At 64.3% G+C, this 15,439-nt stretch carries 12 protein-coding genes; 8 read left to right on the top strand and 4 right to left on the bottom strand.

Features of this window, described 5'->3' with window-relative positions; genetic code table 11:
• Positions 1-32: 32 nt before the first annotated feature.
• A complete protein-coding gene (locus KM031_RS00925; protein WP_215504233.1) occupies positions 33-656 on the bottom strand; it encodes a helix-turn-helix domain-containing protein in 624 nt (207 codons plus the stop codon).
• A gap of 66 nt (positions 657-722) precedes the next feature.
• On the opposite strand from KM031_RS00925, the gene KM031_RS00920 reads away from it, so the two are divergent.
• From KM031_RS00920 to KM031_RS00905, 4 genes are all read left to right on the top strand, one after another.
• Positions 723-2,240 (top strand): class I adenylate-forming enzyme family protein, encoded by a 1,518-nt coding sequence (locus KM031_RS00920; protein WP_215504234.1) that lies wholly within the window; start codon positions 723-725, stop codon positions 2,238-2,240.
• Positions 2,237-2,866, top strand: a complete 630-nt coding sequence (locus KM031_RS00915; RefSeq protein ID WP_215504235.1) for a DsbA family oxidoreductase — start codon at positions 2,237-2,239, stop codon at positions 2,864-2,866. The genes KM031_RS00920 and KM031_RS00915 overlap by 4 nt, the downstream gene beginning before the upstream one ends.
• Before the next feature lie 3 nt (positions 2,867-2,869).
• Positions 2,870-4,066 (top strand): multidrug effflux MFS transporter, encoded by a 1,197-nt coding sequence (locus tag KM031_RS00910; RefSeq protein ID WP_215504236.1) that lies wholly within the window; start codon positions 2,870-2,872, stop codon positions 4,064-4,066.
• 141 nt (positions 4,067-4,207) lie between these two features.
• On the top strand, positions 4,208-5,482 hold the full coding sequence (locus KM031_RS00905; protein ID WP_215504237.1) for a calcium-binding protein: 1,275 nt from the start codon (positions 4,208-4,210) through the stop codon (positions 5,480-5,482).
• A gap of 73 nt (positions 5,483-5,555) precedes the next feature.
• On the opposite strand, the gene mfd is transcribed toward KM031_RS00905, so the two are convergent.
• Together mfd and KM031_RS00895 are read right to left on the bottom strand one after the other, a co-directional pair.
• Positions 5,556-9,014 carry a transcription-repair coupling factor gene (gene mfd / locus KM031_RS00900; RefSeq protein ID WP_371878998.1) on the bottom strand — a complete coding sequence of 1,153 codons (3,459 nt, stop codon included), beginning with the start codon at positions 9,012-9,014 and terminating at the stop codon, positions 5,556-5,558.
• A gap of 69 nt (positions 9,015-9,083) precedes the next feature.
• A complete protein-coding gene (locus KM031_RS00895; RefSeq protein ID WP_215504239.1) occupies positions 9,084-9,608 on the bottom strand; it encodes a component of SufBCD complex in 525 nt (174 codons plus the stop codon).
• 174 nt (positions 9,609-9,782) lie between these two features.
• Between KM031_RS00895 and hemB the strand changes: the two genes are divergently transcribed.
• The gene (hemB, locus tag KM031_RS00890; protein WP_215504240.1) at positions 9,783-10,781 is read left to right on the top strand and encodes a porphobilinogen synthase; all 999 of its coding nucleotides are present in this window, start codon (positions 9,783-9,785) and stop codon (positions 10,779-10,781) included.
• Between the two features lie 127 nt (positions 10,782-10,908).
• Positions 10,909-11,472 carry a lipid-binding SYLF domain-containing protein gene (locus tag KM031_RS00885; protein WP_370879038.1) on the top strand — a complete coding sequence of 188 codons (564 nt, stop codon included), beginning with the start codon at positions 10,909-10,911 and terminating at the stop codon, positions 11,470-11,472.
• A 41-nt stretch (positions 11,473-11,513) separates the two neighbouring features.
• Here KM031_RS00885 and KM031_RS00880 read toward each other — a convergent pair whose 3' ends face one another.
• Positions 11,514-12,389, bottom strand: a complete 876-nt coding sequence (locus KM031_RS00880; protein ID WP_215504242.1) for an NAD(P)-dependent oxidoreductase — start codon at positions 12,387-12,389, stop codon at positions 11,514-11,516.
• An 80-nt stretch (positions 12,390-12,469) separates the two neighbouring features.
• Between KM031_RS00880 and KM031_RS00875 the strand changes: the two genes are divergently transcribed.
• Both KM031_RS00875 and KM031_RS00870 read left to right on the top strand, forming a co-directional pair.
• The gene (locus KM031_RS00875) at positions 12,470-14,938 is read left to right on the top strand and encodes a penicillin acylase family protein (RefSeq protein ID WP_215504243.1); all 2,469 of its coding nucleotides are present in this window, start codon (positions 12,470-12,472) and stop codon (positions 14,936-14,938) included.
• Between the two features lie 82 nt (positions 14,939-15,020).
• On the top strand, positions 15,021-15,422 hold the full coding sequence (locus KM031_RS00870) for a GNAT family N-acetyltransferase (RefSeq protein WP_215504244.1): 402 nt from the start codon (positions 15,021-15,023) through the stop codon (positions 15,420-15,422).
• Positions 15,423-15,439: the final 17 nt, after the last annotated feature.

Genomic DNA, 15,439 nt, shown 5'->3' with positions numbered 1-15,439 from the left:
ACGCGCAGCTGCGACGCAACGCCACTGGGCCGTCAGACCAGTGAAGTGACCCAGAGCAGGGTTGCATCCTCTTCGGACAGGCTGATCACATTATGCCCCATCGAGGCATCGTAATAGGCGCTGTCGCCCCGGCGCAGATCCACGGGTTCATAGAATTCGGTATAAAGCCGCACCACCCCGGTCAGCACGAACAGGAATTCCTCGCCGTCATGGCGCACCCAGCCGCCGAATTCGGCAATGTCGCGGGCGCGGATCGTGGCGCGGTAGGGCAGCATCTGCTTGGCCCGCAGCGGCCCGGCCAGCAGTTCATGTTCATAGGTGGCGGTGGCGTGATCCTGCCCCTCGCCCGATTTGGTCACGGCAAGCCGCCCGTTCACCTGCGCCTTGGAGGGCGGCGTGAACAGTTGCGGCACCGAAATCGCCAACCCCTCGGCCAGCTTTTTCAGCGCCTCATAGGTGGGCGACATCTGGCCGTTTTCGATTTTCGACAGGGTGGAGCGCGCCAGCCCGGCCTTGGAGGCCGCCTGTTCCAGCGTCCAGCCCTTGGCCTTTCGCAACTCACGCACCCGCGTGCCAAGGTTCAGCGGCTCGACCGAAGCCTCTGTTCCCGACTCGCGGGCAATACGGATCAGCGAGGGCGGTTCGATATTGCGCATGGCGCTGTGCATTACGGCAGGTCACGCTGGCTTGCAACGGTTCCCTCGGGCGGCTAGCAAGATGACATGCTGTCTGTATCCGATCCAGGGGTGTCCGTGCCCTGCCCCGCGCCGTTCAATCTGGCGCAATATGTGCTGGCAGAGGGGGCCACCCGGCCCGACCGGCAGGCGATGCAGATCGTCCGGCCCGATGGCTGTGACAGCTGGAACTACGCACGTCTGATTGCCGCCGTGCGCGGTGCGGGCCGGGGTTTGCTGGCCTTGGGGCTGGTGCCCGGCGACCGGGTGCTGCTGCGGCTGGGCAATACGCCGGATTTTCCGGTGGCCTTTCTGGGGGCGATTGCCGCCGGTCTGGTGCCGGTGCCCACCTCGTCACAGCTGACAACGGCAGAGATCACCGGCATGTCGGCGCGGGTTGACCCGCAGTTGATCATCGCGGGCGACGATGTGGCCCTGCCCGAGGCACCGGGGGTGCCGATGCTTGCCGCCGCAGCGCTGGCGGACATGGCCGCCCTCGCCCCCTGTGACTGGGCGATGGGTGACCCAGACCGCCCCGCCTATGTGATCTTCACCTCGGGCAGTTCGGGCCGACCTCAGGCGGTATGCCATGCGCATCGCGCCATCTGGGCGCGGCGGATGATGCATCAGGGCTGGGAGGGATTGCGGCCAGAGGACCGGCTGCTGCACGCCGGGGCCTTCAACTGGACCTATACGCTGGGCACCGGGCTGATGGATCCCTGGACGTTGGGGGCGACGGCACTGATCCCCGGCGCAGGCGTCACGCCAGACCAGCTGCCCCGGCTGTTGCAGCAGTATGAGGCCACGATCTGTGCCGCAGCGCCGGGCGTGTTCCGGCAGATGCTGCGCGCGCCGCTGCCTGCCCTGCCTCATCTGCGCCATGGCCTGAGCGCGGGAGAAAGCCTGCCCCCAGCCCTTCGCCAGGCCTGGCGCGCCGCGACTGGCACCGATCTGCACGAAGCGCTTGGCATGTCGGAATGTTCCACCTTCATCTCTGGCGCACCGGGCCGCCCCGCCCCCGAAGGCTGCGCGGGTTATGCCCAGCCGGGCCGCGCCATTGCCATTCTGGGGAATGACGGCCAGCCCGTGCCCCGGGACGAGGCCGGGATGCTGGCGGTATCGCGCCATGATCCGGGTCTGATGCTGCACTATGTGCAGGATCCGGTGGAAACGGCGGCGCGCTTCCGTGGCGACTGGTTTCTGACCGGCGATCTGGCGGTGATGCGTAAGGATGGCGCGCTGACCTATCTGGGCCGCGACGATGACCAGATGAACCCCGGCGGTTACCGGGTGTCGCCGCAAGAGGTGGAGGCGGCGCTGGCCGGTCTGCCCGGCGTGCAGGACATCGCGGTGACCGAGGTCGAGGTGAAACCCGGCAGCAAGGTCGTCGCCTGCTTTTATGTGGCCCCGCAACCGCTTGATCCGGCGACGCTCGCGGCCTTCGCGGCCGAGCGGCTGGCGCGCTACCGACAACCGCGCCTCTGGCAGCATGTCGTGGCCCTGCCGCGCAATGCCAATGGCAAACTGAACCGCCGCGCCCTGGCTGCGGCATGGAGACCCGAATGATCCGGCTCGATATCTTTTCCGATCCCGTCTGCCCCTGGTGTTATCTGGGCAAGGCCAATCTGGACCGCGCGCTTGAGGCGCATCCCGACCATCCGTTCACAATCGAATGGCACCCGTTCCAGCTTGCGCCGTTGATGCCTGCCGAAGGCGTGGATCGCGCAAGCTATCTGCTGCGCATCTTCGGCACGCAGGAGCGCACGGTGGCGGCCCATCTGCGGCTGGAGGAACTGGGGCGCGAGGCCGGTGTGACCTTCAACTTTGCCGCCATCCACAAGGTGCCGAATACGCTCGATGCACATCGCATGATCCATTGGGCCGGGCTTGAGGGGCGGCAAAGCGCCATGGTTTCGGCCCTGTTCCGTGCCTATTGGCGCGAGGGGCGTGATATCGGCGCGCAGGAGGTACTGGCCGATCTGGCGGCCGAGGCGGGCATGGACCGGGCGCTGGCGCTGCGGCTGCTCGCCACCGATGAAGACAAGGATGCCGTGCGCGCCCGCGAAACCCATGCCCGGCAAAAGGGCATCACGGCGGTGCCGACCTTCATTGTCGCGGATCAGCATGTGCTGTCGGGGGCGCAGCCCCCGAAACTCTGGGCGCAGGTGATCGCAGAACTGGCGCGTGGCTGATCCATGCAACCGCAGCGCCTGTCGACGACCGAATTCATCGCGCTGATCGCGATGCTGTTTGCCACCATCGCCTTTTCCATTGACGCGATGCTGCCCGCCCTGCCCGAGATCGCGCGCGAACTGACGCCGCTCGATCCGAACAGATCGCAGCTGATCGTTACCAGTTTTGTGTTGGGCATGGGGCTCGGCACGTTTTTTGCAGGCCCGCTGTCCGACAGTTTCGGGCGCAAGCCGATCATTCTGGGCGGCGCGGTGCTCTATTGCGCGGCGGCCTTTCTGGCATCGGTTGCCCCCAGTCTGGAAACCTTGCTGCTGGCGCGGGTGGTGCAGGGACTTGGGGCCTCGGGGCCGCGCGTGGTGTCGCTGGCTCTGGTGCGCGACATCTACAAGGGCCGCGAAATGGCCCGCGTCGTCAGCTTTGCCATGATGATCTTCACGCTGGTGCCGGCGGTTGCCCCGCTTGCGGGCAGCGCCATCATTGCAGGCTTTGGCTGGCGCAGCATCTTTCTGGCCTTCATCGTGTTTTCGGCGCTGTCGGTGGTCTGGCTGGGCCTGCGCCAGCCGGAGACCTTGCTGCCCACCGCCCGCCGTTCGCTGCGTCTGTCGAGCCTGTGGCAGGCGCTGCGCGAGGTTCTGTCGCATCGGGTGGTGAAAACCGCGATTGCGGCGCAAACGCTGGGCTTTGCCTGCCTCTTCGGCACGCTGTCCTCCACCCAGCAGATTTTCGATGTCACCTTTAACCGGGCCGACAGCTTTCCGCTGTGGTTTGCGCTGATCGCGGTGCTGGCGGGCAGTGCCAGCCTGATCAATGCCGCATTGGTGGTGCGGCTGGGCATGCGCTTTCTGGTGACAGTCACCTTCACCACACAGGCGCTGCTGTCGCTTGGCTTTGCGCTGCTGATGCTGGGGGCCGATCTGCCCGCAGAGGTGCAGTTCGGGCTTTATATCGGCTGGACGGTCAGCGTGTTCATGATGGCGGGGCTGACGCTCGGCAATCTCAATGCGCTGGCGTTGGAGCCGGTGGGCCATATCGCGGGTATGGCCGCCTCGGTCACCGGGGCGATTGCCACGGTTCTGGCGGTGGCGCTTGCCGTGCCGCTGGGCCTTGCCTTCGATGGCACGCCGGTGCCGCTGGCCTTCGGGATCTGTGGCCTGACCGTGCTGGGCACGCTGCTGATGCGCAGCCTGCCCCGGCGCTGACCTTGAAACTTCGCGTTTTGCGTGTGCGCCCTCAATATATGCTGATCTGAACACGCAAATTTCACAATTTCGCCTGCGTCCGACATTAACCAATGCCTCACAGGGGCAGACACAACCTTTTTTGCACACAGAGGACAAGGCATGACCACTTACACTCTTTCCGGCTTCAGCGTGACCACGACCAGCGGCACCCCGACGGGCGTTGCCGCGACCTCGCTCAATTACGTCGTGAGCGGCAACCACGCGCTCAAATACGCACTGACCACCCCGGCGTCGGGCGCATTCTCGCCGATCGAAATCCAGCTGTCCCGTGGCAGCACCGCGCCGCTGAGCGTCACGATCGGCAGCACCCGTCTGGATCTGGAAGATGATGCCAGCATCGCTGTCTATACTTGGGGCGACGGCAACCGCACGCTGGTGCTTCAAGTGGATGCAGGGACCTCCAACCAGCGCCATTTCTTCGCGCTGGGCGGCGACACGCTGCCGACCTTCGCCAGCGCCGCCGCTTACAATTCGTTCCTCAGCGGCGTGACCATCAGCTCGGCACTGACCGACATGCGCGAAAGCCCGCGTCCGGGCGCGACCTTCAAGATCGAGATGCTCGATTCCTATGACGGCAAGACCGAAAATGACGTTGTGACCGGCAACGCCCTGCATGATGACTGGAGCACGACTGCCCTCAACACCGGCGCGGGCAATGATGTCGTGACGGGCATGGCGGGCAACGACAAGATCATCCTCGGCGTGGGCAATGACGTGGCCTCGGGTGGCGGCGGCAATGACAGCATCAAGGGCGACAACGGCAACGACAGCATCTCGGGTGGCAACGGTCTGGACACGCTGGTCGGCGGCAACGGCAATGACAGCCTGCTGGGCGAAGCCAACTCCGACAAGATCCTGGCCGGTTTCGGCGATGACACCGTGTTTGGCGGCGACGGCAATGACCGCGTTGAAGCCAGCGCAGGCATCGACTTTGTGGATGGCGGCGCGGGCGATGACACCATTCTGGGCGGTGCCGGCAATGACAGCCTCGTCGGCGGCGACGACAACGATGTGATCACCGGCGGCACCGGCGCAGATGTGCTTGAGGGCAACTCCGGCGCAGACCGGATCAACGGCAACGAAGGCGCCGACATGATCTTCGGCGGCGCAGGCAATGACACGATGATCGGCGGCTCGGGCGCGGATACTTTCGTGCTGGACCTCGGCACCGGCGACGACCGCGTTATGGACTTCCGCGACAATGTCGACACCCTGTCGCTCAGCGAAGATCTGGGCTTCACCACCGCCGCAGAAGCCCTGGAATTCGCAAGCCAGAACGGCCGCAATGTGCTGTTCACGTTTGAAGATGGCGACACGCTGATCATCAACAACATGAAACTTGCCGCTCTGGAAAACGACATCTCGATCTTCTGATCAACCCACAGCGCGACAAACACCAAGGCCCGGCGGATGCCGGGCCTTGGTCATTTCTGCGCGGGAAAATCGGTTACTTGGCCTTGGGGCGCAGCACCTTTTCCGCCAACTCGCGGGCGATGGCGAAGGCCCCCTTGATCCGGTCCGCCTCGGTCGGCCAGTCCAGCGCCAGAACCACCTTGTTGTCCTTGACGCGCGCCGCCGTCCCCTGCGCTTGCAGGAAGGCCACCAGTCCGGCGGGATCGGCGAATTTGTCATTGTGGAATTGCAGCGTGGCCCCCTTCGGCCCGGCATCCAGCCGTGAGATGCCCGCGCGTTTGCACATCGCCTTGATCCGCACCACCAGCATCAGCGTGTTCACCTCTTTCGGCAGGGCGCCGAAACGGTCGATCAGTTCGGCGGCAAAGCCTTCCAACTCCACCTTCGTCGCCAATTGGCTGAGACGGCGGTAGAGACCAAGGCGGATGTCCAGATCCGGCACATAGTCCTCGGGGATCAGCACCGGCACCCCCAGATTGATCTGCGGTGCCCATTGGTCATCCATCTTGGCCAGACCCGAGATTTCGCCCGATTTGATCTTGGCAATCGTCTCTTCCAGCATGGATTGATACAGCTCGTAGCCGACTTCCTTGATATGGCCCGATTGTTCTTCGCCCAGCAGATTGCCCGCGCCGCGCAGATCAAGGTCGTGGCTGGCCAGATTGAACCCGGCCCCCAGACTGTCGAGGCTGCCCAGCAGTTTCAGCCGCTTCATCGCCTGCGGGGTCAGCGGCGCACGGGGCCGTGTGGTCAGGTAACAATAGGCGCGGGTCTTGGCCCGGCCCACCCGGCCACGGATCTGATACAGCTGCGACAGGCCGAACATATCGGCGCGATGCACGATCATCGTATTGGCGGTGGGAATATCCAGCCCCGATTCCACGATGGTGGTGGCCAGCAGCACATCATAGCGGCCGTCGTAGAATTCGTTCATCCGCTCGTCCAGATCACCGGCGGCAAGCTGGCCATGCGCGATCACATAGGTCACTTCCGGCACATGGGTTTTCAGGAAATCCTCGATCTCCGGCAGGTCGGTCAGGCGAGGCACGACGAAAAAGCTCTGTCCGCCGCGGTAGCGTTCGCGCAACAGCGCCTCGCGCAGCGTGACGGTATCGAACTCCGACACATAGGTGCGGATCGCCAGACGATCCACCGGCGGCGTGGCGATGATCGACAGATCGCGCACCCCGGTCAGGCTGAGTTGCAGCGTGCGCGGGATCGGCGTTGCGGTCAGCGTCAGCACATGGATTTCGGCGCGCATCTCTTTCAGCCGTTCCTTATGGCTGACACCGAAATGTTGTTCTTCATCAATGACAAGCAGGCCGAGGTTCTTGAAACGGATCGCCTTGGCCAGCAGCGCATGGGTGCCCACGCAAATATCCACCGTGCCATCGGCCAGCCCGGCGCGGGTGGCGGCAGCGGCCTTGGCCGACACGAAGCGCGACAGCGGCCGCACCTCGATCGGGAAGCCGCGAAAGCGTTCGGCAAAGCTGCGGTAATGCTGGCGGGCCAGCAGCGTGGTCGGGCAGATCACCGCCACCTGCATCCCGGCCAGCGCCGCGACAAAGGCGGCGCGCATCGCCACTTCGGTCTTGCCGAAGCCGACATCGCCGACGATGAGCCGGTCCATGGGGCTGCCCGCCTCCAGATCCGCCACCACATCGGAAATCGCGTTCAGCTGATCATCGGTTTCCTGATAGGGAAAGCGGGCGGCGAAGGCCTCCCACATCGCATGCGGGGCCTCGAGAATCGGCGCATGGCGCAGATGGCGTTCGGCGGCAATGCGCATCAGCCGTTCGGCAATCTCGCGGATGCGTTCCTTCAGCTTGGCCTTCTTGGCCTGCCAAGCACCGCCGCCCAACCGGTCCAGCAGGCCTTCGTCATGGCCATAGCGGCTGAGCAGTTCGATGTTTTCGACCGGCAGGTAAAGCTTGGCATCCTCGGCATAGACCAGATGCACATATTCATGCGGCGGGCCGGGTTTGTTGGAGGGCAGCTGCGGCACCCGCAGCGTCTCCAGCCCCATGAAGCGGCCGACGCCATGTTCGACATGCACCACCAGATCGCCGGGCGACAGGGTGCCGATTTCCTGCAGGAAGTTTTCGGCTTTGCGCTTCTTGCGCGGTTTTGCCACCAGCCGGTCACCCAGAACATCCTGCTCCGAGATGACCACCAGCCCCGGTGCGGCAAAGCCTTCCTCCAGCGCCCAGACCGCCAGAAACAGCCCGCCACGGCCTTCGGGCACCTCGCGCAGATCGCGGATTTCGCGGGCACCCAGCAGGCCCTGATCTTCCATCAGGCCTTTCAGACGCTCGCGCGCGCCTTCAGACCAGCTGGCGATCACCACCTGGCGATCCTCGCGCATCGCGCGAATATGGTCTGCCAAGGCACCGAAAAGGCTGATGTTTTCAATCTGTCGTTCGGGCGCGAAGCTGCGCCCGATCCGCCCGCCCGCATCCAGAACACCCGGCCCCGGCGATTGCGCCAGTGGTGAAAGCTGGATCACGCGATGCCCGGCAACCGCCGCCTCGAAGGCGGTATCCTTCAGATACAGCAGCTCTGGCGGGGCCGGTTTGTATACCGTATCCAGCCGCCCCTTCGCGCCCAGTTGTTCGCGCCGCGCCTCGTATTGATCCGCGATGCCCTCCCAGCGCGACAGGCGCGCCGAGGTCACCTGATCGTCCAGCATCACGGCAGCCGTGGGCAGGTAATCGAACAGCGTTTCCAGCCGGGTATGGAACCACGGCAGCCAATGTTCCATGCCCTGATGTTTGCGCCCGGCGCTGACCGCCTCATACAGCGGGTCTTCCGATCCCGCGGCGCCAAATTCGATGCGGTAGGTCTGGCGAAAGCGGGTGATCGCCGCCTCGTCCAGCACAATCTCCGACATGGGCGCAAAATCGACTGCTGTCAGCTTTTCGGTGGTGCGCTGTGTTTCGGGATCAAAGCGCCGCGCGCCATCCAGCACATCGCCAAAGAAATCGAGCCGGACCGGCCCATGATCGCCCGGCGGGTAAATATCGACAATGCCGCCACGCACCGCGTAATCGCCCGGCTCGGTGACGGTCGTGACAAGGGAAAACCCCATGCGCGCCAGAAACTGCCGCAGCGCCGCCTCGTTCACCCGGTCGCCCACCCGCGCGGTGAAAGAGGCCCCCGCCACCACATCGCGCGCCGGAATACGCTGGGTCGCCGCCGTCATCGTGGTCAGCAGCACGAAGGGCCCGGGAACACCATGCGCCAATGCGGCAAGCGTGGCCATGCGGCGGGCCGAGATTTCAGGATTGGGCGAAACCCGGTCATAGGGCAGGCAATCCCAGGCCGGAAAATCCAGCACCAGCGCCTCGGGGGCCATGAAGGCCAGGGCCGCGCGCATCGCCTCCATGCGCTTGTCATCGCGCGCGATATGAATGACCGGCGCGCCTCGCGCCAATTCCTTTGCCACAAGCCGCGCATCATAGCCTTCCGGCGCGCCGCCGAGAATGATCTTCATTTGTTCTGCCATAGCGGTGATTTAACCCCTGTCGCGCAGATGTAAAGCCACCCGTCGCCGCAAATCCGTTCAGCCAAACGCGCCCAACTGCATGTTCTGCCACATGCCCCAGAGCGAGGTGAACAGGATCGAGGTCATGCCGATGGCCTGTGTCGCCAGCCGCAGCCGCAGCAGCCGCCCGTGCAGCGCCTCGCCCTGATGCGCGCCATCGGCAATCCGGTGCGCCGTGCGCAGCGACAGCAGGCTGACCAGCAGCATCGGAAACACCAGACAGAACACCGCCTGCGCAAATTCCAGATCATAGACAAAGCCCAGCAGGATCAGCGCCGTCAAGATGAAGCCGGCAAAGCCGGTGATCCACAGCCCCGACACATGGGCGATATACAGCAGCCGGTTCACATTCACCCGCGCCAGCGCTTCAAGATCCGCGCTGGCCTGCCCGCCCTTGCGGCGGGCGCGCAGCACCAGATCATAGGGGATGCCCAGCACCCAATGGCTTGTCAGCGACCATTGCACGGCCAGAATGATCCAGAACCAGAGATTGGAGAACGACCGCATGTCGATCAGTTCAAAGATGGTTTCATACCATTGCACGCGCGAACTCCGGCAGCCAATCGCCACAGGGGCGAGCAAATCTGTGGCATTCCTATCCTTGCGATGCGCGCTTTTCCATGGCAGGCAGAAAAAAACGTGTAATGCCCGCCACGGCGTTGCCGGTGTGCCAGTTTTCGACCGCCCGATCCAGACCGCCTTTCCCGAGGAAACCCGATGCGCCCGATCCAAGCCGCCTACCCCGCCGCCCGCTTTCGCCGTGCGCGCAGCAGCGACGCGCTGCGCCGTCTGACCCAGGAAAACGTGCTGTCGGTCAATGATCTGATCTGGCCGATCTTCATCCGCGATGGCGCGGCGATCCGCGAGCCGATCGCCTCGATGCCCGGTGTGTTCCGCCTGTCGCTGGATCTGGCGGTGGAGGCGGCGGCCGAGGCGGCCGATCTGGGTATCCCGGCGATCTGCCTGTTTCCCTATACCGACCCTTCGGTCAAGACCGAGGCCTGCGAAGAGGCATGGAACCCCGACAACCTGACCAATCGCTGCATCCGCGCCATCAAGGCGGCGGTGCCGCAGATTGCGGTGATGACGGATATCGCGCTCGACCCCTACAACAGCAATGGCCATGATGGGCTGGTGCGCGATGGCCTGATCCTCAATGACGAAACGGTCGAGGCGCTGGTGAAGATGGCGCTGGCGCAGGCCGAAAGCGGCGCAGACATCCTTGGCCCCTCCGACATGATGGATGGCCGCGTCGGCGCGATCCGCAGGGCGCTGGAGGCGGCGGGCCACAAGGATATAACGATCCTCAGCTATTCCGCCAAATATGCCTCGGCCTTCTATGGCCCGTTCCGCGATGCGGTGGGGGCAACCGGTGCGCTGAAGGGCGACAAAAAAACCTACCAGATGAACCCTGCCAACAGCGACGAGGCGCTGCGCCTGATCGAACGCGATCTGCGCGAGGGCGCGGATATGGTGATGGTCAAGCCGGGGATGCCCTATCTGGATATCTGCCGCCGGGTGAAGGACACCTTCGGCGTGCCGACTTATGCCTATCAGGTGTCGGGCGAATATGCGATGATCCGGGGCGCGGCAGATCATGGCTGGATCAATGGCGAGGCGGCGATGATGGAAAGCCTGATGGCGTTCAAACGCGCGGGCTGTGATGGCATCCTGACCTATTTCGCCCCCGAGGCCGCCCGGCTTTTGCGCGGCTGACCGGGGCGCCGACGGGGTGGCGGCTTGTTGCCGAATATCGCAAGTTTCGGTGACATGCGCTTGAATATGCGCTATATCTTGGGAAACGGGGCCGCAGAGCCCTAATCCCGAGGTAGCGAGGCAGAGCATGTTTTCCAATTCCAGAATGACACGTCGGTCCATGATCGTGATGGGCGGGGCTGGGTTTGCACTGGCCGCCTGTGGCAATGGCATCGGCACCAATGGCGGGCCGACGATTGACGCGCGGGTGGACGAGACCCGCAACTACCTGTTCAACCGCTATCCCGGCACGCGCGAACTCGCGGGCAAGGCCTATGGCGTGCTGTATATGCCGCTGGTGACAGAGGCCGGTTTCGGCATCGGCGGGGCCTTTGGTCGCGGCTCACTGCGCATCAATGATGCGACGGTGGATTATTACTCTGCCGCCAAGGCGACCATCGGCTTTCAGATCGGCGCGCAGCAATATGCCCATGCGCTGTTCTTCATGACACAGGACGCGCTGACCGAATTCCGCCGCTCGCCCGGCTGGGCCGCAGGTGCGGATCTGAAATATGCAACGCCCGAACAGGGCGCCTCGCTGGGCAAGGACACCACCGAAATCTCGCCGGTGATCGCGCTGGTATTTGGTCAATCGGGGCTGATCGCCGGGGCCACGTTGTCGGGCACCAAATACACCCGTATCATTCCGTAATCGCGTTGGGGAGCGTGGCAGGCCACGCCCCCCCCAGTAGTTCACTTAGGGCCGGTCGACAGACGCCGGATCAAGCTGGACGTATCATTGCGCCCGCCGCCCATCAGCTGCACATCCTTGTAGAACTGGTCGATCAGCGCGGTGATGGGCAGGCTTGCGCCGATCTCATCTGCGGTGGCAAGGCAGATGCCCAGATCCTTGCGCATCCAATCAACCGCAAAGCCGAAATCAAAGCTGTCGGCCAGCATGGTCTTGTGGCGGTTTGCCATCTGCCAGCTTCCGGCAGCCCCCTGACTGATCACCTCGACCACGGCCTCGCCGTCAAGCCCGGCTTTCTGACCAAAGGCCAGCGCCTCGGCCAGCCCCTGCACCAGCCCGGCGATGCAGATCTGGTTCATCATCTTGGCCAGCTGCCCGGCCCCGCTGTCGCCCAGACGGCGGCAGATCCGCGCATAGGCGGCAATCACCGGCTCGGCCCTGGCGTAATCGGCCTCCGGCCCGCCGCACATCACCGACAGCACACCATTCACCGCACCGGCCTGCCCGCCCGACACCGGTGCATCGACAAAGCCCTTGCCCTGATCTGCGGCCACGGCAGCCAGCTCGCGCGTGACCTGTGCCGAAACGGTGGTGTGATCCACGAATACAGCGCCCGGTTTCATGCCCGCAAAGGCCCCGTCCGGCCCAAGGCAGATGCTGCGCAGATCATCGTCATTGCCGACACAGGCCATCACGAAATCCGCCGCTTCCGCCGCCGCGCGCGGGGTTGCCCCCCAGCCGCCACCATGTTCGGCCACCCAGGCTTTCGCCTTGGATTCGCTGCGGTTATAGACGGTCACCTGATGCCCCTTGGCGACCAGATGCCCCGCCATCGGGTATCCCATCACTCCCAAGCCAAGAAACGCCACATTCGCCATGGTGAACTCCCTCGCAATTGCCCCCGGACGCGGGATCGACTAGGAACCCATCTCGGATACAAGGTCAAGGACAGGCCCCCATGCTTTCGCTCTTCCGCTGGCTGCTGCGCATTTTCACCGGCTTGGTGGTTCTCAGCCTGCTGGCCGTGCTGATCAGCTATTATTTCCTGTCGCGGTCCTTGCCCGACTATAACGAGGATTTCACGCTGGCGGGCATTTCCGCCCCGGTGGAAATCGTGCGCAACAATGACAATGTGCCGCATATCTTTGGCAAGACAGATGAAGATGTGTTCTTTGCGCTTGGCTTTGCCCATGCGCAGGATCGGCTGTGGCAGATGACCATGCTGCGCCGCACGGCGCAGGGCCGCCTGTCCGAAGTCTTTGGCAACCGCACCGTCAAGATTGACGAATTGCTGCGCCGCTATGACCTTTACACCTACGCCCGCGAGGCTGTGGCGGTGCAGGACGCGCCGACCACGGCGGCGCTGGAGGCCTATGCGCGCGGCGTCAATGCCTGGATCTCCGAGGTGAATATCAATGCGCGCGGTCGGGGCGCGCCGGAGTTCTTTTTCTTTTCCAATGAAATCGCCGCCTGGCAACCGGCGGACAGTCTGGCCCTGCTCAAGCTGATGGCGCTGCAACTCTCGGGGCATCTGGAGGATGAGGTGCTGCGCGCCCGCGTGTCACTGCTGCTGCCCGATGCCCGCCTGCGCGACATCCTGCCCGATGACCCCGGCAGCGCCGTGGCCGCCCTGCCCGATTATGCCAGCCTCGTGCCCGGCACCTATCCGGCGCAGGTGCCGCGCCGCATGGCCGACGACAGCCTGTCGCCCTTCCCGCGCCGCGGCCTTGCGGGGGCATCAAACTCCTGGGCTGCGGCCCCGAACCGCTCGGCGGCGGGCGGATCTCTGCTGGCCAATGACCCGCATCTGGGCTTCACCGCGCCGACGCTGTGGTATCTGGCCCGGCTGGAGCTGCAATCGGGCGGCGTGATCGGGGCCACCATTCCGGGCATCCCTTCCGTGCTGATCGGCCGGTCCGAAGCGCTGGGATGGGGCCTCACCTCATCGTATCTCGATGATCAGGATCTGTTCATCGAAGAGGTGAACCCGGAAAACGCCGAAGAATATCGCACGCCCGATGGGTGGAAACGCTTCGAGACGCGCCGCACCATCATTCAGGTGAAAGATGCCGAGCCGGTAACGATTACCCTGCGCTGGACCGACAATGGCCCGGTACTGCCCGGCTCGCATTATGATCTGGCAACAATCACCCCGGCCCGCCATGTCACAGCACTCGGCTGGACGGCGCTGACCGGGCAGGACACGACGATGACCGCAGCGATGCGGCTGATGGCCGCGAAATCGACCGAGGCGGCAATCGAGGCCGGGCGGCTGTTTGTGGCACCGGCGCAGAACCTGATGCTGGCCGACCGCAATGGCGTGGCGATGCAGATGATCGGGGCGATGCCGCAGCGCGATCCACGCCACCAGAGTCAGGGTCGGATGCCAAGCCCCGGCTGGCTGGCCGAAAACCGCTGGAAAGGCATCTTTCCCTATGAGCAGAACCCGCGCTTCACCAACCCGACCAGCGGGATCCTGGGCAATACCAACAACAAGATCGTCGATGCCGCCTTCCCGGCCCATGTCAGCTTTGACTGGGGCGATACGCAGCGCATCCAGCGCTGGCTGACCCTGATGAAAACCCGCGAGGTGCATACCCGCGAAAGCTTCATCGAAGCGCAGCTGGATACCGTCAGCTTCACCGCGCGGTCGTTGTTGCCGCTGATCGGGGCGGATCTGTGGTTCACCGGCGAGGCGGCCCCGGATGGCACGCCCGAACGCCTGCGCCAGCGCGCGCTGGAGATCATGGCGAAATGGAATGGCGAGATGAACGAACATCTGCCAGAGCCGCTGATCTACATGGCCTGGGTCCGCGCCTTGCAGGACCGGCTGATCCGCGACGAGATCGGGCCGATGGCGGATGAATTCACCCATGTGGAGCCGATCTTCATGGAACGCGTCTATCGCAATATCGACGGCGCGGCGGTCTGGTGCGATGTGATCCAGTCGGCGGTGGTGGAAAGCTGTGCCGATCTGGCCCGCATCGCGCTGGATGACGCGCTGCTGGGCCTGTCGGAAACCTATGGGCCGAATGTCGAAAGCTGGCGTTGGGGTGATGTGCATCAGGCGGCGCAGGATCACCCGGTTCTGGGCGATGTGCCGGTGCTGCGCTATTTCGTGAACATCCGCCAAAGCACCTCGGGCGGGGACAATACGCTGATGAGGGGCCGCACCAAGGGCAGTGCGCCCGATCCGTTCCTGAACGTGCATGGCGCGGGGTATCGCGGCGTCTATGATTTTGCCGATCCCGACAGTTCGGTGTTCATCATCTCCACTGGCCAGTCAGGCCATCCGCTCAGCCGTCATTATGACAATCTGGGCGAACGCTGGCGGCGTGGCGAATATATCCCGATGTCGCTGGATCCCGAACTGGCGCGGGCGGCGGCGGTGGGCGACATGGTGCTGACCCCGGCGGGGCAGCCATGATCCGGACCGCCCGCCTGACCCTGCGCCGCGCGACATGGGACGATCTTGATGCCACTCACCGGCTGTTTTCCAACCCGTGGTGATGCGCTACTGGTCACGCCCCGAACATGAAACGCTGGAGGAAACCCGCCGCTGGCTGCGTGAACTGGTGGAGCCCGGGCCGGACAGTCTTGATTTTCTGATTGAAAAGGACGGTGCGGTGATCGGCAAGGCCGGGGCTTGGCGTCTGCCGGAAATCGGCTATCTGCTGCATCCCGATCACTGGGGTCAGGGTCTGGCGCAAGAGGCGATGACGGCCCTCATCGCCCATCTGCACCACATCCGCCCCGAGCTGACCCATCTGATCGCCGAGGTGGATCCGCGCAACACCGCCTCGCTGCGGCTGCTGACCCGGCTGGGCTTTGTGGAAACCGGGCGCGCGGAACGCACGATGCGGTGGCGCGACGAATGGTGCGACAGCATCTATCTGCGGCGGGACTACTGACGGCCCCGCCCGCTTAA

It is taken from the genome of Gemmobacter fulvus (genome assembly GCF_018798885.1).
Classification (GTDB): Bacteria; Pseudomonadota; Alphaproteobacteria; order Rhodobacterales; family Rhodobacteraceae; genus Gemmobacter; species Gemmobacter fulvus.
The sequence above is the reverse complement of the archived record's forward strand: the minus strand, read 5'-3'. Positions and strand labels throughout refer to the sequence as shown.

Bases quoted from the DNA above. Each gene is read 5' to 3' on its own strand.
- KM031_RS00925 (WP_215504233.1), bottom strand. From the start codon at position 656: ATGCGCAATATCGAACCGCCCTCGCTGATCCGTATTGCCCGCGAGTCG.
- KM031_RS00920 (WP_215504234.1), top strand. From the start codon at position 723: ATGCTGTCTGTATCCGATCCAGGGGTGTCCGTGCCCTGCCCCGCGCCG.
- KM031_RS00915 (WP_215504235.1), top strand. From the start codon at position 2,237: ATGATCCGGCTCGATATCTTTTCCGATCCCGTCTGCCCCTGGTGTTAT.
- KM031_RS00910 (WP_215504236.1), top strand. From the start codon at position 2,870: ATGCAACCGCAGCGCCTGTCGACGACCGAATTCATCGCGCTGATCGCG.
- KM031_RS00905 (WP_215504237.1), top strand. From the start codon at position 4,208: ATGACCACTTACACTCTTTCCGGCTTCAGCGTGACCACGACCAGCGGC.
- mfd (WP_371878998.1), bottom strand. From the start codon at position 9,014: ATGAAGATCATTCTCGGCGGCGCGCCGGAAGGCTATGATGCGCGGCTT.
- hemB (WP_215504240.1), top strand. From the start codon at position 9,783: ATGCGCCCGATCCAAGCCGCCTACCCCGCCGCCCGCTTTCGCCGTGCG.
- KM031_RS00885 (WP_370879038.1), top strand. From the start codon at position 10,909: ATGTTTTCCAATTCCAGAATGACACGTCGGTCCATGATCGTGATGGGC.
- KM031_RS00880 (WP_215504242.1), bottom strand. From the start codon at position 12,389: ATGGCGAATGTGGCGTTTCTTGGCTTGGGAGTGATGGGATACCCGATG.
- KM031_RS00875 (WP_215504243.1), top strand. From the start codon at position 12,470: ATGCTTTCGCTCTTCCGCTGGCTGCTGCGCATTTTCACCGGCTTGGTG.
- KM031_RS00870 (WP_215504244.1), top strand. From the start codon at position 15,021: ATGCGCTACTGGTCACGCCCCGAACATGAAACGCTGGAGGAAACCCGC.